25 protein-coding genes and 1 pseudogene are annotated in these 22,286 nt (G+C 33.9%); 21 read left to right on the top strand and 5 right to left on the bottom strand.

The genetic code is table 11. From position 1 onward, the window contains the following. Positions 1 to 27 precede the first annotated feature (27 nt). The 12 genes and pseudogenes from IGJ28_RS01045 (at position 28) to IGJ28_RS00990 (ending at position 9,404) form a co-directional block, all read left to right on the top strand. Positions 28 to 387 carry a type II toxin-antitoxin system RelE/ParE family toxin gene (locus IGJ28_RS01045; protein ID WP_170081072.1) on the top strand — a complete coding sequence of 120 codons (360 nt, stop codon included), beginning with the start codon at positions 28 to 30 and terminating at the stop codon, positions 385 to 387. Then, a complete protein-coding gene (locus IGJ28_RS01040; protein WP_170081071.1) occupies positions 374 to 640 on the top strand; it encodes a helix-turn-helix domain-containing protein in 267 nt (88 codons plus the stop codon). The genes IGJ28_RS01045 and IGJ28_RS01040 overlap by 14 nt, the downstream gene beginning before the upstream one ends. 24 nt (positions 641 to 664) lie before the next feature. Further along, positions 665 to 850, top strand: a complete 186-nt coding sequence (locus tag IGJ28_RS01035) for a hypothetical protein (protein WP_170081070.1) — start codon at positions 665 to 667, stop codon at positions 848 to 850. Then, positions 837 to 1,628: pseudogene (locus IGJ28_RS01030) on the top strand (zeta toxin family protein). Before IGJ28_RS01035 ends, IGJ28_RS01030 begins: the two are co-directional and overlap by 14 nt. A 441-nt stretch (positions 1,629 to 2,069) precedes the next feature. Beyond that, positions 2,070 to 2,219 carry a 50S ribosomal protein L33 gene (rpmG, locus tag IGJ28_RS01025; RefSeq protein ID WP_170081068.1) on the top strand — a complete coding sequence of 50 codons (150 nt, stop codon included), beginning with the start codon at positions 2,070 to 2,072 and terminating at the stop codon, positions 2,217 to 2,219. A gap of 14 nt (positions 2,220 to 2,233) precedes the next feature. After that, the gene (locus IGJ28_RS01020) at positions 2,234 to 3,169 is read left to right on the top strand and encodes an ABC transporter substrate-binding protein (RefSeq protein ID WP_170081067.1); all 936 of its coding nucleotides are present in this window, start codon (positions 2,234 to 2,236) and stop codon (positions 3,167 to 3,169) included. Beyond that, positions 3,170 to 4,156 (top strand): FecCD family ABC transporter permease, encoded by a 987-nt coding sequence (locus tag IGJ28_RS01015; RefSeq protein WP_170081066.1) that lies wholly within the window; start codon positions 3,170 to 3,172, stop codon positions 4,154 to 4,156. Next, a complete protein-coding gene (locus tag IGJ28_RS01010) occupies positions 4,156 to 4,959 on the top strand; it encodes an ABC transporter ATP-binding protein (RefSeq protein WP_170081065.1) in 804 nt (267 codons plus the stop codon). The genes IGJ28_RS01015 and IGJ28_RS01010 overlap by 1 nt, the downstream gene beginning before the upstream one ends. Next, positions 4,956 to 6,653 carry an ATP-binding cassette domain-containing protein gene (locus IGJ28_RS01005; protein WP_170081064.1) on the top strand — a complete coding sequence of 566 codons (1,698 nt, stop codon included), beginning with the start codon at positions 4,956 to 4,958 and terminating at the stop codon, positions 6,651 to 6,653. Before IGJ28_RS01010 ends, IGJ28_RS01005 begins: the two co-directional genes overlap by 4 nt. Continuing rightward, complete coding sequence (locus IGJ28_RS01000; RefSeq protein WP_170081063.1) at positions 6,646 to 8,256, top strand: amino acid ABC transporter ATP-binding/permease protein; 1,611 nt, start codon at positions 6,646 to 6,648, stop codon at positions 8,254 to 8,256. Before IGJ28_RS01005 ends, IGJ28_RS01000 begins: the two co-directional genes overlap by 8 nt. Positions 8,257 to 8,469: 213 nt before the next feature. Continuing rightward, positions 8,470 to 8,811, top strand: coding sequence for a BRCT domain-containing protein (locus tag IGJ28_RS00995; RefSeq protein ID WP_317738541.1), 342 nt, complete (start codon positions 8,470 to 8,472; stop codon positions 8,809 to 8,811). A gap of 14 nt (positions 8,812 to 8,825) precedes the next feature. After that, complete coding sequence (locus IGJ28_RS00990) at positions 8,826 to 9,404, top strand: recombinase family protein (protein WP_170081061.1); 579 nt, start codon at positions 8,826 to 8,828, stop codon at positions 9,402 to 9,404. Positions 9,405 to 9,409: 5 nt separating this feature from the next. Here IGJ28_RS00990 and IGJ28_RS00985 read toward each other — a convergent pair whose 3' ends face one another. Both IGJ28_RS00985 and IGJ28_RS00980 read right to left on the bottom strand, forming a co-directional pair. Continuing rightward, positions 9,410 to 9,958, bottom strand: coding sequence for a hypothetical protein (locus tag IGJ28_RS00985; RefSeq protein WP_252712529.1), 549 nt, complete (start codon positions 9,956 to 9,958; stop codon positions 9,410 to 9,412). Between the two features lie 319 nt (positions 9,959 to 10,277). Then, on the bottom strand, positions 10,278 to 10,529 hold the full coding sequence (locus IGJ28_RS00980; RefSeq protein ID WP_240943322.1) for a hypothetical protein: 252 nt from the start codon (positions 10,527 to 10,529) through the stop codon (positions 10,278 to 10,280). Between the two features lie 1,052 nt (positions 10,530 to 11,581). Here IGJ28_RS00980 and IGJ28_RS00975 point away from each other — a divergent pair. The 3 genes from IGJ28_RS00975 to IGJ28_RS00965 all read left to right on the top strand — a co-directional run bounded on the left by IGJ28_RS00975 (position 11,582) and on the right by IGJ28_RS00965 (position 13,223). Further along, positions 11,582 to 11,797 carry a hypothetical protein gene (locus IGJ28_RS00975; protein WP_438845087.1) on the top strand — a complete coding sequence of 72 codons (216 nt, stop codon included), beginning with the start codon at positions 11,582 to 11,584 and terminating at the stop codon, positions 11,795 to 11,797. A 124-nt stretch (positions 11,798 to 11,921) separates the two neighbouring features. After that, positions 11,922 to 12,383 (top strand): hypothetical protein, encoded by a 462-nt coding sequence (locus tag IGJ28_RS00970; protein WP_170081058.1) that lies wholly within the window; start codon positions 11,922 to 11,924, stop codon positions 12,381 to 12,383. A gap of 348 nt (positions 12,384 to 12,731) precedes the next feature. Beyond that, positions 12,732 to 13,223 carry a hypothetical protein gene (locus IGJ28_RS00965; protein WP_438845086.1) on the top strand — a complete coding sequence of 164 codons (492 nt, stop codon included), beginning with the start codon at positions 12,732 to 12,734 and terminating at the stop codon, positions 13,221 to 13,223. Between the two features lie 94 nt (positions 13,224 to 13,317). On the opposite strand, the gene IGJ28_RS00960 is transcribed toward IGJ28_RS00965, so the two are convergent. From IGJ28_RS00960 to IGJ28_RS00950, 3 genes are all read right to left on the bottom strand, one after another. Next, positions 13,318 to 14,094, bottom strand: coding sequence for a sulfite exporter TauE/SafE family protein (locus IGJ28_RS00960; RefSeq protein ID WP_170081057.1), 777 nt, complete (start codon positions 14,092 to 14,094; stop codon positions 13,318 to 13,320). Beyond that, positions 14,091 to 15,200 (bottom strand): radical SAM/SPASM domain-containing protein, encoded by a 1,110-nt coding sequence (locus IGJ28_RS00955; RefSeq protein WP_252712526.1) that lies wholly within the window; start codon positions 15,198 to 15,200, stop codon positions 14,091 to 14,093. Before IGJ28_RS00955 ends, IGJ28_RS00960 begins: the two co-directional genes overlap by 4 nt. A gap of 80 nt (positions 15,201 to 15,280) precedes the next feature. Continuing rightward, positions 15,281 to 15,985, bottom strand: coding sequence for a GntR family transcriptional regulator (locus tag IGJ28_RS00950; RefSeq protein WP_137264879.1), 705 nt, complete (start codon positions 15,983 to 15,985; stop codon positions 15,281 to 15,283). Between the two features lie 118 nt (positions 15,986 to 16,103). On the opposite strand from IGJ28_RS00950, the gene IGJ28_RS00945 reads away from it, so the two are divergent. From IGJ28_RS00945 to IGJ28_RS00920, 6 genes are read left to right on the top strand one after another with little or no spacing between them, the layout of a single operon-like run. After that, positions 16,104 to 17,882 carry a glycoside hydrolase family 35 protein gene (locus tag IGJ28_RS00945; protein WP_170081055.1) on the top strand — a complete coding sequence of 593 codons (1,779 nt, stop codon included), beginning with the start codon at positions 16,104 to 16,106 and terminating at the stop codon, positions 17,880 to 17,882. A gap of 3 nt (positions 17,883 to 17,885) precedes the next feature. Continuing rightward, a complete protein-coding gene (locus IGJ28_RS00940) occupies positions 17,886 to 18,365 on the top strand; it encodes a PTS system mannose/fructose/N-acetylgalactosamine-transporter subunit IIB (RefSeq protein WP_077454256.1) in 480 nt (159 codons plus the stop codon). A 23-nt stretch (positions 18,366 to 18,388) separates the two neighbouring features. Further along, positions 18,389 to 18,796, top strand: a complete 408-nt coding sequence (locus IGJ28_RS00935; RefSeq protein ID WP_137264877.1) for a PTS sugar transporter subunit IIA — start codon at positions 18,389 to 18,391, stop codon at positions 18,794 to 18,796. A 14-nt stretch (positions 18,797 to 18,810) separates the two neighbouring features. Continuing rightward, complete coding sequence (locus tag IGJ28_RS00930; RefSeq protein WP_205943860.1) at positions 18,811 to 20,559, top strand: hypothetical protein; 1,749 nt, start codon at positions 18,811 to 18,813, stop codon at positions 20,557 to 20,559. A 21-nt stretch (positions 20,560 to 20,580) separates the two neighbouring features. Further along, on the top strand, positions 20,581 to 21,393 hold the full coding sequence (locus IGJ28_RS00925; protein ID WP_002364110.1) for a PTS mannose/fructose/sorbose/N-acetylgalactosamine transporter subunit IIC: 813 nt from the start codon (positions 20,581 to 20,583) through the stop codon (positions 21,391 to 21,393). Then, on the top strand, positions 21,377 to 22,195 hold the full coding sequence (locus IGJ28_RS00920; protein ID WP_396336506.1) for a PTS system mannose/fructose/sorbose family transporter subunit IID: 819 nt from the start codon (positions 21,377 to 21,379) through the stop codon (positions 22,193 to 22,195). Before IGJ28_RS00925 ends, IGJ28_RS00920 begins: the two co-directional genes overlap by 17 nt. Positions 22,196 to 22,286 lie beyond the last annotated feature (91 nt).

The raw sequence follows: 22,286 nt of genomic DNA, 5'->3' as shown, positions 1-22,286 counted from the left end.
AAAATAAATATATGATATAATAATGCTATGGAAAAAATTGTATTTGAAAGTTACCAGAGAAAAAAGGGACACGATGAATTTTTAGAATGGATAAAATTATTGCCAAAAAAAGACAGTGCGAAACTGTTACGAATCATTGCAGAAACAGAAAAAAATGGGTTGTTAGTTGCGCAACGTTTGAAATGGGTCAAGAAGATTGACACAAATCTATACGAATTAAGGAGTAAAGTAGGATCAAATATTCAACGAGCGTTCTATTTTCATGTAGTAGACAATCGCTATATCATTACTCATGGATTTACGAAAAAGACGGAAAAAACACCAAAACAGGAAATTGAACATGCAAAAGAATTAAGAAAGGAATGGTATGATAATGAAAATCAATGAGTTAATTCATGAGATGAAAAAAGACACAGAATTTGCGGAGTTGTATCAAGCAGAAGGTGAAAAGCTTCAGACAGCTGTTGCCTTATATCATGCTCGTGAACAAGCAGGACTCACACAACAAGAATTAGCAGAGCGAGCAAATACAACACAAGCAACTATTGCTAGAATTGAACGTGGAGAAAACGTCTCTTTTGAAAAATTAGCTTCCATTGCGCATGCAATGGGAAAAAAAATGAAAGTAGAATTTATTTGAAGCTAAGGAGGTATAAGAGGGAAAGTGAACTATGATGAAGTATACCAAGTTGAGTTAATTAAAGAGTTGTCCGCAAGAGTATATGGTCGATTACTAAACATGATTTTAGAAGCAGGATATGATAAAACGGATATGTCTATTTTTGAGTGCTTACTTTTACAACAATTTAAAGAGCACAAAAGGAGTAATTTATTCGATGAATCCGACTAAAAACCCGCAAGCTTATATTCTAGGTGGGCAATCTGGTGCAGGAAAATCAACACTTCACAAATTGATATTGGAAGAGATGCAAGGGAATATTATTATCGTTGATAATGATACATTTAAACCTTTACATCCGAATTATGATCAATTAGCTGTAAAAATTGGCGTTGAAGTAACATAATACGTCAAACCATTTTCCAATCGTCTCACAAATGAACTAATCGATTACCTAAGTGATCAAAAGTATAACCTAATTATAGAAGGAACATTGAGAACGACTGAAACACCAATAAAAACAAACACTCAATTAAAAAATAAAGGCTATTCCACAAATCTATATGTGATTGCTACTCAAAGTGAATTGTCTTATTTGAACACTTTAGAAAGATACCTGGATATGTATTTGGAAGAACCAGAGACTGCAAGAGCCACTCCTAAAGTGATTCATGATGAAATTGTTAGAGCAATCCCAGAGAATTTAGAAACGCTATACAATCACCATATTTTTAACGAGATAAAAGTTTTAACTAGACAGGGGGAACTTTTGTATTCCATGCACTCAACCCCGTTAAAATCACCTAAATCAGTATTAGAAGAAAAACTAACTTGCGTTTTGAATATGGATCAACGAGAAATGATATATGGTAGATTGGAAGAGAAGTTACAGCGAATCAAAGAAAAAGCTGTTACAAAAAATAAGGTATTGATGGAAATTGAAACGAGAGTCGTATCATATAAAAACTTACAAAGAGATATGACTAAGCCTAATCAAACGATTTTGTAAAAAGAAATTGAACAAGCCAATCGGGGAAAAGAAAAATCCTCACTAGATGCCACGAACATCTAGCAAGGAACCATTAAAAAAATTTTTTCACCTCAATTATAATACGGGTAAGGATTTTTTGCGCCTTTTTCAAATAAATAGTTTCATTAAAAAAGACACACCTTATGTTTGTATGAGGTGTGTCTACATTCTGGAGGAATCCTTTTAATTAAGGATTCCTCTTAAGCTATTGACGATATTCTGAATAAGTCTTCAGGAACTGGGTACTTGTTTATGGATTCTACAAGAGAACACTGAAAAAATCATAGATGTCTTTGAGTTTCGAGAAACTTAATCACGTATCATTAATCTTTACTGTTGACATTATGTTTGAAAACTGATAAAATTTGCTTCGTTTAAAACGTAATTGTTACGATTTATTTATTAAAGGAGATAGTGAATATGAGACAAAATATTATCTTGGAATGTATAGAAACCAAAGAGCGAATTTGTTTGACTAGTAAAAATAAACGTAATACTCCAGATCGTTTAGAGTATGATGGATACTCACCAAAATTAAGAAAAAAAGTGCTTTTTAGAGAAACAAAATAAGGGGGATATTCATCGTGAAAAGAATTTATTTCGTATTAGCCAGTTTAGTATTAATTTCATTGACAGCTTGTGGCCAACAAATAGATAAGACCAGTCAATCAAACGAAGTGAGTCAATCAACAAGTGTACAAATAGAAACGGAAGAAAGTGATAAAGAGCTCCCTTATCAAAGTGTTATTGCTGGTACAAGTTCTGTAGCAGAATATTTAGCAGAATTTGAAATTCCTGTGGTAGGAGTGACAGATCAAGACGGTATTCCAACTATGTATAACGATAGCGAACGAGTGGGTCAACCAAGACAATTGAATATGGAAAAAGTTGTAAGTTTAGAGCCAGATCTTTTTATTGGTGATCAAGCATTAGCTGAACTTAGTCAGCAAGCAATGGCTGATCAGTCGATTGAAACAGTTTATTTAAATAATAGTAGCTACGAAGGTATCTTAACGAGTATCGAACAGATTGGAAAAATATTCCACAAGGAAGATCAAGCAAAAGAAATCGTTGCTGACTTGCAAAAACAGGAAATGGATGCCTTGTCAGGAATTGAAAAATTGAAAGGGAAAAAGTTAGCGGTATTATTTGGAACTGGAGAAAGCTACAAGTTGGCTACTAAAAACTCTTATTTAGGTAGTTTGTTAGAAAAATTAGGTGTTGACAATGTAGCTGATAAAATTGCGCAAGCGCCACGTCCTTATGTTGATTTCAGTTTGGAAACAGTAGTTGCTGAAAATCCTGATTATATTTTAACTTTGGCACATGGGCATAAAGAACAGGCAGCCCAAGCCTTTAAAGCAGAAATGCAAAAAGAGTTATGGCAACAAACAACAGCCGTCCAAGAAAATCATACCTATGCTTTAGACGATAAAACGTATCCAGTCACAGGAAATATCCATGTCATTGATACATTAGCAAACTTAAAAAATCTTTTATTAGATGGAAGTCCTGAGTAAATGAAACGAAATCATGTGAGTCTTCTATTATTTTTGTTGTTAATTTTAGTGACTTTTTGTCTTACGAGTATTTTATTTGGTAGTGTAAAAATTTCCCTCGAAGAATTTATCGATATTCTTCGAGGGAATCAGACGAATAACTTTGTTATTTTAATGAATATTCGTCTTCCTAGAGTGGCACTTTCTTTACTTTCAGGCATGAATTTAGCTGTATCAGGTCTGCTTTTACAGACTGTTTTAAAGAATCCTTTAGCTGATCCCGGGATATTAGGAATTAGTTCAGGAGCGGCTTTAGGAGCTACAGTTATTTTAATTTTGTTTCCAGTTGGGACCGCTTTGGTACCGATAGTTGCTTTTTTAGGTGGAATGCTAGCTTTTTTTAGCATTCTTCTTTTTTCTTGGGAAAGAGAGTTATCACCTATTCGATTAGTATTATCTGGAGTGGCAGTTAATGCGGTCATCGGAGGTTTTCAATCAGTACTAATGACCATGTTTAGTGACCGACTACATGGGGTCATTACTTGGTTAAATGGTGATTTAAGTGGAAAAACCTGGAACCAAGTATTATTAGTTTTAGGTTACTCACTACCTGTCTATCTGCTAATAGTCATTTTACTACCTAAAATTAATGTATTAAATTTATCAGATTCAACGGTTTATAGTTTAGGTCTATCTGTCCGTACTTATCGAGTATTGACAGCTATTTTAGGTGTATTTTTAGCTGGAATTACAGTATCACAAGTTGGATTAATTGGGTTTGTCGGATTAATTGTCCCTCATTTAGTACGATTGCTCGTTGGTGGGAATTTATATAAGTTGTTCCCCTATACACTCTTAATTGGGGCTATTGTCGCTGTTTTTGCAGATTTCATTGCTCGAATGATTATTTCACCAATGGAGATACCGATTGGGACGGTCATGTCGATAGTAGGAGGGCCATTCTTTCTGTATTTATTATCTGTTCAAAAGAAAGGACGTGCTGTTTGATGAATGATGCCGTATTTGAAGCTAATCAACTCCAGTTTTCATATAATAAGTATTCAGATCCTATTCTAGCGAATGTGTCTTGTCAAATATTTTCAAAAAAATTTACAGCTTTAGTTGGACCAAATGGATCTGGGAAAAGTACTCTTTTTAAATGTTTAAGTGGTGAGCTTGTTCCTAATCAGGGACAAGTTTATTTTCAAGGGAAAAATCTTTTGCAATTATCTAGTCGTAAAAGAGCACAAAAATTGTCGATTGTTCAACAAAAAAATGAAGCAATTCCTTCATTAACAGTCGAAGAAATTGTTCGTATGGGAAGAATTCCATACCGATCTTTTTTTTCTGATTATCGACAAGATCCGCAAGATTCTGTAGCCGTTGAGTTAGCTTTAGAAAGAGTAAACTTAAGTTCTTTAAGAAACGAAAAAATTGAACATCTGTCTGGTGGTCAACAACAAAGAGTGTGGTTGGCTTTGGCTTTAGCCCAAGAACCTGAAGTGATTTTATTAGATGAGCCAACGACTTATTTAGATATTCGTTTTCAATTGGAATTATTAGAACTGCTTAAACAATTAGTGGATAAAGAAGAATTAACAGTTTGTGCAGTTTTGCATGATCTCAATCAAGTGATGTCTTATGCAGATGAAACGATTGTCCTAAATCATGGACACATTGTCGAAGCAGGGAAAACAGAAACAGTTCTTTGCTCAAAATTAATTAAAGAAGTTTTTTCGGTTTCTGCACTTCAATTGAGGAGTTCACAAAAAAGAAAAGTTTTAGATTTATATTTGGAGGAAGTTCAGTGATTACAAAGTTATTAAGTCAAGGGAAAAAAGAACGCAAATGGACCTTTATTCAAGGATTGTTTGAATGGCTACCTAATTTAATCATGTGTTTTCTTTTGTATTCAGGGTTGGTCCTTATTTTTGAACAACGTCTAGTCAAGGGTTTACTAATCACAACTATTCTGATTATTTTTCTAGAATTAGCTTATTTATTGTTTTGGAAATCAAAAACAGTCAATCGTTGGTCTTATCAAGCAAAAAAAGAAATAAAAGAAGCCTATTTAAAACAAATATTTTATTCAGAAGAAACAAATTTGTCTCAGGTACTTCAAAATGATTTAAAAGGGTTGGAACGTCTAGATGTATTTTATCAAGTATTTTTTCCAGCTTGTATAAAATTTGTGATTGGATATAGCGGTTTATTGATTTATGACATATGGTTCAAAAGTTCCCTATTTATTTATCCATTAATTGCCTTACTGTTTATTAGTGGATTGATGAAGATACAAAGTAAACGAGGTGATCAAACGAATAAGCGCCATCTTGGAAGCTTTAAGACTCTTGGAAAACGTTTTTTGGATGATTTATCTGGAATGAACACATTAATTATGTATCAAGTAGATGAGAAATATCAACAAGACTTTGAGCAAGAATCGGAATTCTATCGGAAGAAAACGATGGAAGTTTTGTTTTATCAACTACAATCTTTATTTATATTGAATGCTATTTTGTATTTGATGTTAGTAATTGGTGTTTTTTCTACTTATTTTCAATGGCAAAATGGCACTATTTCAATGGCTTTAGCAATAAGTATCAGTATTTATTTTATGCGTTTTATGATGTCCGGAAAAGAAATTGGTTATTTTTTTCACATTGTTAAATCTTCAAAACCTGCTTTAACAAGTATTTATAGAGTTATTAATCAAAAAGTAGAGACAAAAAAGTATATTTTTAATGAAACCTTGACGACACCTATACAGTCTCTGATGGTTAAAGAAGTAAACTTTGATTATTCTGATAAGCGAACTATTTTGAATAAAGTATCATTTAAGTTGCATGTAGGTAAACTTTATGGATTAACTGGAGAAAACGGAAGTGGAAAGAGTACCCTTGCTAAAATTCTCATGGGAGAACAAATTTCACGAAACGGCAAAATTTACATGAATGATAAGCTTGTGACAGATGAAAATATTGGTCAATTACAGCAATCTATAGGGTATTTAGGTAGTAATGCCTACCTTTTTCAAGGAACCATTGAAGAGAACCTTTGTTTTGGAACGACGAGTCCCGATTGGCAATCAATATTAGAAAACTATCAACTTTGTCAATTTGTCAAAAGCTTGTCTCTGGGTTTTCAAACACAAGTAGGGGAAAACGGACGTTTGTTATCGCCGGGTCAGAGGCAGCAAATTGCTTTTGCTCGTTTAGTTCTAGCAGATAAAGAAGTTTATATATTTGATGAAGTCACCTCAAATATTGATGCAAGCAATAGTCAGCAAATCTTGCAAGCAATGAAGCAATTAAGCCGAAAAAAAATAGTTTTAGTAATCACTCACAATTGGATTGATATTCAGCAAATGGATCAAGTGTTATTCTTAGATGAACATAATCTTGAGGTTTCAACACATTCTAAATTATTTGATACTGATAAAAATTATAGGAAATTAGTTGAAGCTAATCGTCTGCAACTGCAAGGTGGTGAAGGAAATGATTAGAAAATTACTTTGTTTAACGCGCCCATTACTACCTGCTTTATTTGGAAGTTTTTTGTGTAGTTTAGGAGCTGTATTTGCCCAATTACTGGTTATTTATATTTTATTAAATATATTTATTCAGCAAACTACCAATTGGTCATTAATGATTTTTACTTGTTTGGTAGCTCTTTTTATTGGATTAGCGAGTTTTTTGGAACAGTATTTAGGCCATTTGGTTGCCTTTCATTTGTTGTCTGATTTGCGTAATCAAGTCTATCGTAAATTACGACAATTAGCACCAGCTAAACTAGATGATAAAGAGAGTGGAAAAATTTTAAAGTTAATGAATACGGATATTGAATTGATCGAAGTTTTCTTTGCTCATACTATCGTTCCAGTTGCATTAGCGTTCGTATATGGCATAACTTTGGTCATTATTTATAGTCTGAATTTTGGCTGGGTAGGCGTATATGTATTGTTTTGTTATTTGATCATGGGAGTAATATTACCCTTTTATCGAAAGAAAAAACTGACGAGGTTTAGCTCCGAAGCAATGCAGAATAAAGGTATGATTCAGCAAACTATGTTGGAATTTATTCAAGGGAAGACGGTTTTGTTTCAGCTAAATGCTTTTTTGTATGCTTTTGATCGTCTAAATAAACAGTTTCAAAAGGAGTATCAAACCAACAAAAAAATTGATCAACTTAAACTTAACCAACATTTTTTAAGTGGGTATACCTTAATTGTTTTTTTGTTCTTTTTATTTTTATTAATTTATACCGGAATCCAATCTCAATCAGGAATGATTGTCTGGGTGTTATTATTTCCCTTCACTTTTAGTCCTTTTTTAGCATTGAGTAATCTTTCCACATCGTTAAGCAAAAGTATGAATGCAGCGAATAATTTATTTGCTTTTTTTGCCGAAGAGCCATTAGTTTCAGAAGAGATAGATGGCCCAATTGATGAAATTCAATCAATTGAAGTAAAAAAACTTTCTTTTAGATATCCATTGAATCACGAATTGGCTTTGTCGCAAACTTCGTTATCTATCCCTAATAAAAAAATAATTGGAATTACTGGAGCAAGTGGAATAGGTAAAAGTACCTTCGTCAAATTATTAATGAAATGGTACAATTATGATTCAGGTTTATTTCAGGTAAATAATCGAGAATTGCGAATCTTAAGTACGAATGCTGTACGCTCTCAAATCAATTATTTGCCACAAAATCCTCAAATATTTGAAGGAACAATCCGAGAAAATCTAATCTTAAGAAAAAAAGTAGAGGAGTCGATGTTACTGGATTTTTTGGATAAAGTTTCTTTAATAGATAAGATTAATCAGCTAGAAAGAGGTTTAGATACAAGGATTTCAGCTAAAAAACCAATCCTGTCTTCAGGTGAATTACAAAGAATGGAGGTTGTTCGTGCATTGCTACATCCTTCTAGTGTATTGATTTTAGATGAACCTACAAGTAATTTAGATGCATTTAATGAACGAATTATTCTTGAAGTGATTCAAGAGCACTACAAAGGAATGGTTATTTTGATCACTCATCGACAGAAGTCACTTGCATATTGCGATGAGATTTACAGATTAGAAAACAAAAAATTTCATCTTATTTGAAAGAAATCGATTCATACAGAATGATTTTAATAAATATAATTAATTTTTTAAGGGATTACCTAAATAAAGGTAATTCCCAGACTGTAGACATCATCCATAAAATGGACTTTGTCTACAGTCTGAAACCAAAACGGTTATAATTTGTGTAACAAAAGTTCAGTAGAGTATACTCTATTGAACTTTTTTGTTTTGTTGTTAAATCAGTCTTTGTGAGTGTTCATTAGACTTGTTCAAAATAGATGTGATTTTTACGTGCGAAAAGAGGGAAAATTTGTCGTTTTTACAGGAAGTCTGAGTTCAATGACGAGAAAACGAGCACAGGCTCTTGTGACTGATGTGGGTTGGAAAGTACAACATACGGTAACAAAGCAGACAACTCTACTGGTTGTTGGTTATCATCAAACAAAATTGACGGATCCTTTGGATCTGTCAAGAAAAAAGTTGACAGCTTTAGGCTTAAAACGCGAGGGACAAAAGTTACAGTTAATAAGTGAGAAAGAATTTTTACAGAAAATCAAAGAAACCATTGATCAACTTTATCAGAATGTTATATGAAAGAGGGAGATAAGATGAGTAGAATTGGTTATGCACGTGTCAGTAGCAAAGAACAGCACTTAGATCGGCAATTAAAAGCACTACAGGACGTTTCTAAGGTCTTTTCAGACAAAATAAGCGGACAATCTACCGAACGGCCACAATTAAAAGCTTTGTTAGATTATATTCGAGAAGGCGATATTGTTGTTGTGACGGAATTAGATCGATTAGGACGTAATAACAAAGATCTTACAGCGATTATGGATCATATCCAACAGAAAGGAGCGACTTTAGAAGTGTTGAATTTACCTTCTATGACTGGGATTGAAGATGAGAATCTAAGAAGGTTGATAAATAATTTAGTGATTGAATTGTATAAGTATCAAGCAGAATCTGAAAGAAAACGGATTAAAGAACGCCAGGCACAAGGAATAGCAATTGCAAAACACCAGGGAAGGTTTAAGGGGCGTAAACCCAAATATACGTTAGAAGATGAATGCTTGCAGCATGCCTTTGCTCTTTATGATCAAGGATTAACAGAAGCAGCAATTGCACGAAGAACCGGCATTAATCGAACAACTTTTCGAAGGTACCGAGAAAAACGGGAGGAGTAAAGCGATTAGTTTATTTGGTAATTTTGGTAGATTTCGTGAAATTCATTTGTTAGTTGTTTGAGTAATTGTTGTTGTAAAAAGCAATTGTTCTGAATCTGTAATTCGGGATAGCCTTCAATGGCTTGGTTTTGTTCGTTGTAACGTGTGATGGCGCGATAGTGTTCCCGTTCTAGAATATAAAAAGTATCATGACCGAATTGCTCAAATGTACAAATGTGTTGCTGTTTTAGTTGATCGGTGTAGATATTCGCAAAGTGTTCTGCGGACATAAGATTCTTTTCATGGGAAGCAAAAAGATGTTCTTTTTTGAGAATATTTTGTGTTAAACATTGGGAAAGGTAGCGATAGTCTGGTTCTCTTTGGTAAGTTGCTTCAAATTGTTCATAAAGCAAAGTGATTTTTTGTTGTTCTGCTTTTAGATATTGGCGTTCTTTAGGATAGAAGGTATCAATGGCATACATTTTTTTAATTGCACCTTCGAATAATTCCATGTAGTGCTGCACGAATTCGTCTTTTTGAATGCGTTCCCCAAATGGGGTAAGATCTGTAAACATAAAGTGTTCTCCTTTCTCTCAAGGGAAGATGTTTTCCATTGAGTATGTGATAGTGAATGATTTAAGAAAGCATGGGAACTGATTCAATCAGACTTTCTCCTGTTTGTTTTGCAATAAGTAAAGGCAAGATCTGTTGTAGCCATTGTTGATTAGGGACTTGATCTAAAAAGTTCCCGATATTTTCATCCGTTTGTTCAAAGGATCCTAATTACTCCTTGGTGGTTCGATCATAACAAGCAACGATAGGAATGGAATTTGTGTTTGTCATTGCAATTACTCCTTTGTTTTTTTATTTTGAACTAAGAGGGAAAGATCCCTTTTAGTAGTAACTACTTTCATATACAGGTTGTCCGTCATATCGGTAAAAGGTATCCCAACTACGATTGCCATAGAGTTCATTTGGATGATTTAGATTGATTCGTTTTCTAACGATACTGCCTTTTGTTCTTGCAAGTGGATAATCGATAAATTCATTTGGTATGGGCGCAGTCGTCCCATTCATTGAGGTATGAATGTCTACCGTTTGTTTCTTAACAGGTCTGAACCAAGCCGTTTTTTTCGTTAATTTCACGATTTACCAGAAAGTAACATTGGTTTGTTCATAGCCCCAGGAGCTATAAAAGATGTCTCCGACTTGATATGGTATGTTTTTTGTTTGTGTTGTCATAGGTGACTCCTCCTTAAAATAAAATTTTTTGTTTTCTTTGAGAGTTGTGTCTCCCTCTCCTACCTTTTCGGTAGAGTAAGTTGGCTGGGGTGTTAGGGGCAAAGCCCCTAAGGTCTTGATTTGAGTGACTGCCATAGTTAGCTGTAAGATCAAGAAAAAAGATTCTGTTGTCAAAGATCAAAAGTGAAAATTCAGAGTAGATTTTCTTTTCGTGCGTCGGTCGTTTGGCATAACCGGCTCGAAACCATGTTCTGACTGCTGAAAAGGGTCAGCGAAAAAATGAAAAAAATCGTGGGTTTCTATTTTTTACATTTTTGGTTCAAAATTTTCTTAAAATTTTGACGCTGATACATTTTACCCTTGGAAGCAGGCAGGTTATGGTTTAGGTTATGCTAGCCAAATGACTGAGGCATGAATTAGAAAATCTTCTGAGTTTTCGCTTCTTTGACAACAGAATCTCTTGATCCGATTCATAGCTGGAAAAGTCACTCAAATTCAGACGCTTAGGCGTCTGAAACACTGCACAAGTAACCTTTACAGAAAGAAAGAGTAAGAAGGGGGGTAAGGTACTAAATTGTGGGTAGAAGAAAATAAGAAGGGGTGAAGGAAAGATGTTTATAACAAGCAATCGCGGGTGTTACAATAGCTATTATGTGCCATTTCATACGATGGCTCATGCGAGTTGGCCACCGATGTATGTAAGATGTGAGTGTTGGAAATATCGATTGAAAACGTCGAATCAAATTGACTTTTATATTCGGAAAATCGTAGTTCCGGCGGACGACAAAAAAACGACTACTTTTCAAAAGTAGTCGCTACGTTGACAAAGGTGGATTTGTGAGATTTGCATAATTTGGATTTGTCAACGTACAAAAAGCATATCAAAAACTAAAATAGAAGAAAAGCGGAAATCCATTCGATTTCTGCTTTTTTGACATTGTGTTTAAGAAATTGTTTTGAAGAATAAAGATGAAAAGGTGAGAGAAATGCGGCGTTTAGAAGATGAAAAAAAGAAGAATCGAGAAAAAATTGAGTTGCTTTGTTATCTGTGTCAGAATCGCCCTAATCTATTTATTTTTGAATTATCTGAGTTGGTTGAAGCACCCATAGAGAAAACGTTTCTATGGATCAAAGGGTATCATTTGCCCTATCATTGGAAGTATAAATACTAGAAAGAGTGGAAAATGGCTGTCAAGAGAAGAAAAAATCATGTGTATATGAATGTTTTGGAAAAGAAAAAGGGTAGTCAAATAGATGAAAATATGGAAAAATAGAAAAAAATAAGAAGGGATACGTGTGAAAAAAGTTTTTATTGTTATAGTGGTTGGATTGACGATCATAGAGAGTGGTTTGTTTGTAGGAAATCTCTTTTTTTCAAAAGAGGAAGAGAAGGAACCTTCTACCATAGCTACTACAGAAGAACTGAAGCCGGAACTGTTTCTAGAGATTGAAATTTTAGAGTCTAATCAAGAAGAAAGTCAACAAAAAACAACTATCAACGAACTCTATCGAGGGAAACTGGATTTCCAACATGCCGATCAAACAAAACCGTATCTTATTACGGTTCAGTTTATAGATAAAGAAAAACGGGAATTTGTTGGACCAGACAAACAGCCGTTACATCTGGAAAAAGAAGTCACTTTAGGGAAAGAACAGGGAACCGTTTTTCTTGTAGTGAAGGGGAATAAACCGATGTTGGCACATATTCAGAAATTAAAAGATGCACAAGTTTCCGCATCATTAAAAGAAAAGGAGTAGGAGAAGATGGAGATGATGGATGATAAGAAATTTTATCAACAAATGGAACGCTTAAAACAAGGAACATTTTGGGAATACTTGTCTCATTCCTATCGATTCTTTGCTTTTGTTCCGCTCTTATGCTTGCTTGATTTTTTAATCTATCTACATTTTTCATGGTGGTTTATTCTAAAATTGTTTTTATTGTTGCTTTCTTTATTCATTTATGTCTATTGGATATATGTTTTTTATAGAAGGATAGCTCGAAAGAGAACGATTTCTCTTCTCTTTCTTCGATTATTTTTTATGCATGCCGTATGTAATAGTGGATTCATGATGATCGTTATGACAAATTTCTATCGAACCTATGTGGAAAAAGTGGTTCTTCTTTATCATTTTATTGGTGCAGCTGTTTTGGGGATAATTGTAGGTGTTGTCTATGCAGGATGTTCTTATGAACGAATAACAGAATATTTAGGATATAATAAAAAGCAAGGTGAATTTATGTTGGATAATGAAAAAAATCGAATGGTTTATTCCTACAAAATTCTGATTAGTAAAGAGGCAGTAAGAGAAAAATATGATTCGTATTCGTTGAAAAATCATATTATGTTCAAATTACATGGATATACGTATAATCCGTATGATCGGATTAACTATACGATCAAACTTTCTCTAAAAGAAATGGTATTGACGATGACTAAAAAAGATGGACGTCCATTTTCTAAAAATGAAAGAGCATTTTTTGATCGAATTCTTTCTGAATTTTTTGAGGAGTCAGAAGTAGAGTTTATACAAGAAAAAGAAATGAGGGAGAATGAAGAGGAAGATCTGAGTGAATGCCACGGTCTCAGACTGTAGACAAAAGACGTCTCGAACTCGTAATTTGAGTTTGGGACGTCTTTTGTCTACAGTCTGCAATATTTCTAGAAAAATACCAATTAATAATCTGCTTTTATAGTAATTGATAGAAGTTATAAAGATTGATGATTAGTACCAGGAAAATCACTGTCTGAAAGACCAGTGTCACTTTTTGGGGTGAGAGAACATTGCTAACTTTTGCCCCTAACAAACCGCCAACAATCGCGGCTGGAATCACGAACCACAAAATCTTTAAGTCATAGAGGCCAAATCCAGTGGTCCCAGCAATCGTCACGATTTTCGCCAATTGAGAGAAAAAAATCGTACAAATCGAATAGACTGTCGCTTCTTTGATTGGCAAAGCAAACATCAGCATCAGTAAAGAAACATTGATCGGTCCGCCGCCGATTCCTAGAAGACTGGCTAGAAAACCAAGGACTAAACCACAGAAGCAATACCAGAAGTTATTTTTCAGTTGGAATCCGGGCCAGTCATATTTGGTATAAAAGAAAGCAAACAGCAGTGTCACAACGGTCAAAAAGATCTGAATCATTTGTATCTGATCTTCATTCTGAAATAAAAGCAGCAGGTGATCAAAAGCGACATTGCCCAAGATGCCTCCTAAGACGGCGCCGCCTGAAACCCAAAGGACGATTTGCCAATTGATTTTACGTCCACTAGCCAACTGTCTTGCGGTCGAAACCAGCGACATGGTAAACACGGCTACGCTAGAATAAAACGAGATGGCTGCAACAGAATGGGCACCGATAAAATCAAAAATGGGTTTGATCAGAACACCGCCCCCCATGCCTGAAACGGCACCCACTGTATTTGCCAACACGATCACGATAAAATAAATAATCCCAATCACACTCTAACCCCCTGTAACAAACCTAAAATCTGATCGATCTGCGGCACAAACTCCTGCAACAGTTGCTGATAACCACAATAGTCCCCATCCACATAGATGGCATCTTTCATTCGTTTGCAGCCGCCACGACACATTTTTTGAAACGGGCAACTCAGACATTTCTTTGGCATTTCGGGCCGTTCACACAAAAACGTTTTTGCAATGTCCTGTTCAAATAACTGACGTAAAGTCTGTTCTTGAATATACCCCATGCGATACTCATCCAGCACATAAAAATCACAAGGATACACACTGCCATCTGCTTCAATGACATATTGTACCTGACAGTTTCCTAAAATCCCGCAGGCAGTGACTTGTCGCTTGATCAATAGATTCAAAAGATCATCAAAAAGCTTGATACTTATATAATGCCCCTCCGCTAATTCTTGCAGCCATAACTGCAAAAGCTGGTGGTAAAATCCTGCAAAACGTTTTGGTGTGAGAGCATAACTATTTCTTTCTTTTGCATCTAGATCATCTAAACAAGGAATAAACTGGACAAAATCAATTTGTTGCTCTTTTAGAAAGCGGAAGACTTTCTTAGCTTCTTTTGCCAACGGATTGGTCAAGACACAAAGTACATTGTAGTCGATCTCATAGTAGTCAAACAGCTGTTTTGTTTGTAGCACCCGCTGAAAAGTGCCTCTTCCTTTCGGATCAACCCGATTCAGATCATGATAAAGTGGATGGCCATCGATGGACAGGCCTACTAAAAAATCGTGTTCTTTCAAAAAAGCACACCATTTCTCATTGATGATTGTCCCGTTGGTTTGAATCGCATAATGGACCTGCACTTGTTTTTGTTGTTGCGCCACTAATCGGATCACTGTACGAAAATAATTGAGGCCCGCCATCGTTGGCTCTCCACCTTGAAACGCTAATGTTAATTGATCGCCGTCTTCTAAGTCTGCATAAATATTTTCAATCATTTTCTCTGTCACTGCTTCTTTCATTTTGCCAAACGAGCGGACTTCCCGCAAGGAACTGACATTGGCATAAAAGCAGTAGCTGCAACGAAGATTACAAATAGAAGATGCCGGTTTGATCAATACTGAGATATGTTTCATAGTAAGAACCTCATTTTTTAATATAGTTTAATTATGAAAAATTACTATAACGAACAAAGTAGAATCAAATTCAGTAGTAGTTAATTAGACAGGAGTTGAATCTTATAGAAATTCCATTTTTTATAACTTTCAACATATTCTATAGGTTTATTATTTTCAGATAAGCAGGATAATTTGGTTTGAAAAACGACAGGCTCAGATTCATTTATTTCTAGTTTTTTACATACACTATTAGGAGCGGGGAATAAAATTTCGTTTGTTTCCCTAAAGTTTTCTTCGTTTAAATCAATGTTGTAGTCTGATTTTAAACGTTTGTAAATAGAATTGTAATAATTAATTTCTGGATAATTAGAATTTATATATTGTTCTGGCAAATAAGATTTATGGTAGATATAAGGTATTTCATTAGCTTCTCTAATTCGTTCGATTTGATAATAATATGAATCAGTTGATAATTTTAATGTATCTAATATTTGTTTTTTATTTTCGCGTTTAATCGAAAGAACGTGTGTTTTATCATTGTCAAATGAAAATATTTCTATATCAGAAAATTTTACTATTTTTTCTTTTCTTGCACGTGAAACGAAAGTTCCTATTCCTTGATAACGTACGATATACCCCTCGGCAACTAATTCTTTTAAGGCACGAATTGCTGTTATAGAACTAACATTATATTTTTTGATAATTTCTGATTCTGAATAGAATCGGTCGCCATTATGAAATTGACCGGTTACAATTTGTTGTTTTAAATCCTGTTTGATTTCTAAATATTTCGGTTTTATTATAAGCTCCCCCTTTAAATTACTCGCATCTATATTAACATACTTAAAAAAAATTGTTGACTTTTAATACAAAAGTCTTAATATACTAAGTATATTAAGTAATTGAGGTGAAAAGTAACAGATGACTACATTTGAAATAAAAGAAGAATTTTTATTAAATGGAAAAACATTTAAAATACTGTCTGGTGCAATTCATTATTTTCGGATTCCCCCATGTGATTGGGAACATTCTTTGTATAATTTAAAAGCACTAGGATTTAATACAGTAGAGACATATGTTCCTTGGAATTTACATGAGCCTCAAAAAGGAGAGTTTCATTTTGAAGGGATATTGGATTTAGAGAGATTTTTGACCATCGCTCAAGACTTAGGATTATATGCTATTGTGCGACCATCGCCTTATATTTGTGCTGAATGGGAATTTGGAGGGTTTCCGTCATGGCTACTCCGTGAACCGATTCATATCCGAAGGAATGAAACCGCTTATTTGGAACATGTAGCAGATTATTATGATGTTTTGATGAAAAGGATTGTTCCCCATCAACTTGATAATGGGGGAAATATTTTGATGATTCAAATTGAAAATGAGTATGGATCTTTTGGGGAAGAAAAGGAATATTTGCGTGCGATAAGAGATTTGATGAGTGAGCGAGGAGTGACAGTTCCTTTTTTCACTTCAGATGGACCGTGGAGGGCTACTTTACGAGCGGGAAGCATGATTGAAGATGATATTTTGGTTACTGGTAATTTTGGTTCTAAAGCAAAAGACAACTTTGACTCTATGAAGCAGTTTTTTAAAGAATATGATAAAAATTGGCCACTGATGTGTATGGAATTTTGGGATGGTTGGTTTAATCGTTGGAAAGAACCAATCATTCAACGAGATCCACAGGAACTCGCTGAAGCGGTAAAAGAGGTATTAGAACAAGGAAGCATTAATTTATATATGTTTCATGGAGGAACGAATTTTGGGTTTATGAATGGTTGTTCAGCAAGAGGAGTGATTGATTTACCACAAATTACTTCTTATGATTATGGCGCACCATTAGATGAACAGGGGAATCCAACAGAAAAATATTATGCATTGCGTAAAATGATTCATGACAATTATCCAGAGATTAAGCAGTTAGATCCTGTCATTAAACCCACGATTGAAAAGAAAAAGATTTCTTTGACGAATAAAGTAAGTCTTTTCGCGACTTTAGATACCATTAGTCAACCGGTTCAATCAAAGTATCCAAAGACAATGGAAGAGTTGGGACAAAATACAGGTTATCTACTTTACCGAACAATGATAGAGAGGGATGCAGAGGAAGAACGATTACGGGTTATTGATGGCAGAGATCGCAGTCAATTATTTTTGAATCAAAAATTACAAGCTACCCAATATCAAACAGAAATAGGTGAAGATATACAAGTTAGTATGACAGAAGAAACCAATCAAGTGGATATTTTGATTGAAAATATGGGACGTGTCAATTATGGACATAAACTTTTTGCGGAAACGCAAAAAAAAGGAATTAGAACAGGAGTAATGGCAGACTTACATTTTATTACAAATTGGCAACAATATTCACTGCCTTTGGAGAATTGTAAAACTGTGGATTATTCAAAAGGATGGCAACCTCAACACCCAAGTTTTTATCGATATGAGTTTCTTTTAGAGAATGTCGGTGATTGTTTTATTGATTTAAGTAAATTTGGTAAAGGAATTGTCTTTGTTAATCAGACCAATATAGGTCGTTTTTGGGAAGTAGGACCAACGCTTTCACTGTACATCTCTAGCGGTTTTCTAAAAGTTGGTAAGAATGAAATTGTTATTTTTGAGACAGAAGGCACCTATGAACCAGAAATCAATTTATTAAAAGCACCACTATATAAAGAAATGAAAGAGGGATGAACAATGAGTATTATTGGAGTAAGAATTGATGGACGTTTAATTCACGGACAGGTAGCCAATTTATGGACAACCAAATTGAATATTTCTCGAATTATGGTTGTGGATGATGAAGTGGCTCAAAATGATATTGAAAAAAGCGGATTGAAATTGGCTACCCCAGCAGGGGTGAAACTAAGCGTTTTGCCAATTGAAAAAGCAGCGCAAAATATTTTAGCAGGAAAATACGATTCACAGCGTTTACTGATTATTGCACGAAAGCCTGATCGATTATTAAAATTAGTAGAATTGGGCGTTCCAATAAAAGAGATTAATGTTGGAAATATGTCACAAACGTCTGAGACTCGATCAATTACGAAATCAATTAATGTTGTTGATCAAGATGTAGAAACGTTCAACCAATTAAATGCAAAAGGTGTCCATTTAATTGCGCAAATGGTTCCAAGTGACAAAGCAGATGACTTTATGTCTCTGTTAAATAAATAAAAATATATGTAGGAGGAGAAAAGATGACGGGTCATTTAGTCTTAATTAGTCATGGACGATTTTGTGAAGAGTTAAAAAAAAGTGTCGATATGATCATGGGAACACAAAAAGATATTTATACTGTAGGGTTATTACCTGAAGAGTCAGCAAAAGATTTTCGAGTAAATTTCGAAAAAACAATTAATGGTTTGAAAAAAGTTACAGTTCTGGCTGATCTAATGGGAGGCACTCCTTGCAATGTTGTTTCTCAATTAATTTTAGAAGGAAAAGAAATAGAACTATATGCAGGAATGAATATGCCAATGGTTATAGGCTTTGTTAATAATCAATTTTTAGGAGAAGATAGTTCTTTGGTAAATAAAGGAAGAGAAAATATTATACATGTAAATGAATATTTGGAAGCAAATCCAATAGATTTAGAAGATGAATGAATGTGGAGGAATTTATGAATATAAAAAAAATCCAAATATATTTTATTGCAACTTGCTGTTTGATCAGTTTATCTATGTTAACAAAAGTCGCTCATGCTGAAAGTAAACCCATTGGTAATTGTTACTATGTTAGTTCTCAAAGAGGGAGTGATACTAATTCAGGATTATCTAAATCGGAGCCTTTTAAAAGTTTAAACAAAATAAATGAACTTAAATTAAATCCAGGGGATAAAGTTTTATTAGAAAATGGATCGGTTTTTGATGATCAGTATTTACAAATAAAAAATTCAGGAAATATAAAGGCATGTATTGAAATCAGTAATTATGGTGATAGAGGGAACCTTCCGATTATCAATACTAATGGGAAAGGAGTTTGGTATCAAGATTATGGAAAACCTTTACCAAATTCATGGCATAAATATAAAGGTAATGTGTCTAGCGCTATCTTATTAAAAGATGTTGAGTATATAAAGATTAAAAATATAGAGATAACAAATGATCGTGAAAAAAGTCAACCAGATCATTTAGCTTTTAATGATTTAAAAGTAATGGATAGAACCGGAGTTGCAAGTGTTGCTAAAAATAAAGGAACCCTTGAGAATATTGTGTTAGAAAATTTATTTATTCATGATATAGATGGGAATATATACAATAAGCATATGGCTAATGGTGGAATATATTTCATTTCTGAACTTCCAGATAATGAAGAAAAAACAGGCATTCCAAAGTATGACAATATTATCATTAAAGGTAATAGAATTAAAAATGTCAGCCGAACAGGACTTGCAGTGGCATATTCTGCCTATTTTGATTTATTTCAAAATGCTGCAGAAATAGACCAGGAGCTAATAGAAAAATATGGAAATACAAATGTTTTAATTGAAAACAATTATATCGAAGATGCAGGTGGAGACGGTATTGTAACGATGTATTGTAGTTCTCCAATTATTCAAAGAAATGTTTCTAATGGAGCAGGAAGGCAAATGAATACAACAGACTATCCAATTGCCACACAACGTGTTGCGGCAGCTATGTGGCCGTGGAAGTGTAAAAATGCATTATTCCAATATAATGAAGCATATTGTACAAAAAATGCAGATCAAGGAAATGGTGATGGTCAAGCATGGGATGCAGATTCGGCTGATGGAACTATTTATCAATATAATTATAGTAGTGGAAATTCTGGTGGAACAGTTATGTTTTGTTTAGAAAACGCAGTAAATAGTACATTCAGATTTAATATTAGTCAAAATGATAAAAAAGGCATTTTGAATTTGCCTAATAATCCTGATGCCCATATCTATAATAACATTTTTTATATAGATAAAGGGGTACCGTTTGTGAGAAAGGATATGAATACTGGGTCAGCTCTGATTGAGAATAATATTATATACAATGCTGGAAAACAACCAGTAAATGAAGAGTGGAATCCGAATAATCGCATTATCTATAGCAATAATTTATATTGTAACTATAGTAATTTACCAAGCTCAGATAATACTGCTTTATTAGTAAATAGCCAAGAGTCAAATATATTTGTTTCTCCTGGAAATGGTCCCGTAAAACCTAATTTTAACTATTTGACATATGATCGATTCAGTCAGAATACAGTGTTTGATGGATATAAATTGGAACAATCATCTCCTGCTATTCATAGTGGGAAGAAGGTTATCGATAAAAATGGTTATAATTTAGGAACTGATTTTTTTGGTATTAAGTTAGATGGCATACTAGATATTGGGGCAGTGAAAAGTTCAAAATAATATAAAGGAGTTAGTTTGATCATGAATGATATTTCTTTTTTTCAGATATTTTCTTTAATATGTTTAGCTATACTAGGAGGTATAGATCCTTATCTGTCAGGATTACAATTAAGTAAACCAGCAATTTCTGGTTTTCTAGCAGGAATTATAATGGGAGATATTAATACAGGCTTATTAGTAGGAGCAACATTACAACTGATGGTCTTAGGTGTAGGAACATTTGGTGGCTCATCAATTCCTGATTTTGGCACAGGGGCAATCATTGGTACAGCATTAGGTGTTGTTAGTGGAAAAGGAATTGAATTTGCAATAGGTATTTCTGTTCCTGTAGGCTTATTATTAGTTCAATTAGATATTTTAGCTCGTTTTTGTGGGGTTTATTTTTTACATCGTGTGGATAAACATATAGAAGAAGAAAATTTTCATAAGATTAGTTTAGAAGCATGGTTAAGTTTAGTTCCTATTGCATTATCTCGTGCAATACCAGTAGGCTTATGTTTAATTTTTGGTAATGAAGTAGTAAATACAGTATTAAATTATGCACCGGATTGGTTAATGGGAGGATTAAAATTGGCAGGAGCTATATTACCAGTTGTTGGGATTGCCATTTTACTACATTATTTGCCAATTAGGAATTTTTTCGGTTTTTTAATTATTGGGTATATTTTAGCCGCTTATTTAAATATTCCAATGATGGGTATTTCTTTTGCAGGATTGGCAGCTGCTATTATTCACTATAAAAAATTACAAGATAAACGTTTATTAGAATCAAAACTAGATACTATCAATCATATAGAAGTAGTTAACGGAGAGGTTGATGATGATGAAATCTAATGTTAGCAAATTAAGTAGCAAAGATCTGAGAAAAGTTAGTTTAAGATATATGTTTGGAGCTCAACTAGGTTGGAACTACGAACGAATGATGAATGTGGCATATGTTCGAGCTGTATATCCAGCTTTGAAAAAGTTATACAAAGATGAAAAAGAATTAAAAAGTGTGTTGCAATCAGAAATGCAATTCTATAATACCAGTCCTTTTTTAAGTGCATTTATTATTGGAATTGATTTAGCATTGCAAGCAGAAGATGGAAGCAAATCGAAAGATGCTGTAGCAGCAATTAAAACGAGTATGATGGGACCTTTTGCAGCTGTAGGCGATTCTTTATTTGGGGCAGTGATTCCAACAATTTTTGGATCTCTAGCAGCTTATATGGGATTAGAAGGAAATCCATTAGGTGTAATACTTTGGTTATTAGTATCTCTCATTATACTATTTTTGAGATATTTTGAGTTACCAATTGCTTTCCGAGAAGGTAAAAAACTGGTATCCAGTGTAGGTGGATTGTTGAAAGATTTAACTGAATCAGCAACTTTACTTGGTGTAGTAGTATTAGGAGGCTTGGTTCCTAGTGTTGTAAAGGTTGGTGTTCCATTCAAATTAGTTATTGGTGATAAGAAACTATCTTTCCAAAAAGAAATGTTAGACCCTATTATGCCAGCTATAGTACCTGTTGTTTTAGTTTTATTGGCATATTGGTTATTAAGCAAAAAATCTCTCAATTCAACCAAGGTTATTTGGATATTTTTAGTTTTATCAATACTAATGTATTCATTAAATATTTTAGCAGTTTTGTAATAGATGCGGGGGCGTGATCAACTAATTTATGGCACGTCCTTTGTTTAATTTTCTAAATAGCGTATTTTTAACTGATTGTTATTAAGTTTTC

Origin of the sequence: Enterococcus sp. AZ091 (assembly GCF_051714805.1) — a bacterium.
Taxonomy (GTDB): domain Bacteria; phylum Bacillota; class Bacilli; order Lactobacillales; family Enterococcaceae; genus Enterococcus_D; species Enterococcus_D gallinarum.
The sequence above is the reverse complement of the archived record's forward strand: the minus strand, read 5'-3'. Positions and strand labels throughout refer to the sequence as shown.

Excerpts from the sequence above, each read along its gene's own strand:
- IGJ28_RS01045 (WP_170081072.1), top strand. The coding sequence starts at position 28 with ATGGAAAAAATTGTATTTGAAAGTTACCAGAGAAAAAAGGGACACGAT.
- IGJ28_RS01040 (WP_170081071.1), top strand. The coding sequence starts at position 374 with ATGAAAATCAATGAGTTAATTCATGAGATGAAAAAAGACACAGAATTT.
- rpmG (WP_170081068.1), top strand. The coding sequence starts at position 2,070 with ATGAGACAAAATATTATCTTGGAATGTATAGAAACCAAAGAGCGAATT.
- IGJ28_RS01015 (WP_170081066.1), top strand. The coding sequence starts at position 3,170 with ATGAAACGAAATCATGTGAGTCTTCTATTATTTTTGTTGTTAATTTTA.
- IGJ28_RS01010 (WP_170081065.1), top strand. The coding sequence starts at position 4,156 with ATGAATGATGCCGTATTTGAAGCTAATCAACTCCAGTTTTCATATAAT.
- IGJ28_RS01000 (WP_170081063.1), top strand. The coding sequence starts at position 6,646 with ATGATTAGAAAATTACTTTGTTTAACGCGCCCATTACTACCTGCTTTA.
- IGJ28_RS00990 (WP_170081061.1), top strand. The coding sequence starts at position 8,826 with ATGAGTAGAATTGGTTATGCACGTGTCAGTAGCAAAGAACAGCACTTA.
- IGJ28_RS00985 (WP_252712529.1), bottom strand. The coding sequence starts at position 9,958 with ATGTTTACAGATCTTACCCCATTTGGGGAACGCATTCAAAAAGACGAA.
- IGJ28_RS00955 (WP_252712526.1), bottom strand. The coding sequence starts at position 15,200 with ATGAAACATATCTCAGTATTGATCAAACCGGCATCTTCTATTTGTAAT.
- IGJ28_RS00945 (WP_170081055.1), top strand. The coding sequence starts at position 16,104 with ATGACTACATTTGAAATAAAAGAAGAATTTTTATTAAATGGAAAAACA.
- IGJ28_RS00940 (WP_077454256.1), top strand. The coding sequence starts at position 17,886 with ATGAGTATTATTGGAGTAAGAATTGATGGACGTTTAATTCACGGACAG.
- IGJ28_RS00935 (WP_137264877.1), top strand. The coding sequence starts at position 18,389 with ATGACGGGTCATTTAGTCTTAATTAGTCATGGACGATTTTGTGAAGAG.
- IGJ28_RS00930 (WP_205943860.1), top strand. The coding sequence starts at position 18,811 with ATGAATATAAAAAAAATCCAAATATATTTTATTGCAACTTGCTGTTTG.
- IGJ28_RS00925 (WP_002364110.1), top strand. The coding sequence starts at position 20,581 with ATGAATGATATTTCTTTTTTTCAGATATTTTCTTTAATATGTTTAGCT.
- IGJ28_RS00920 (WP_396336506.1), top strand. The coding sequence starts at position 21,377 with ATGATGATGAAATCTAATGTTAGCAAATTAAGTAGCAAAGATCTGAGA.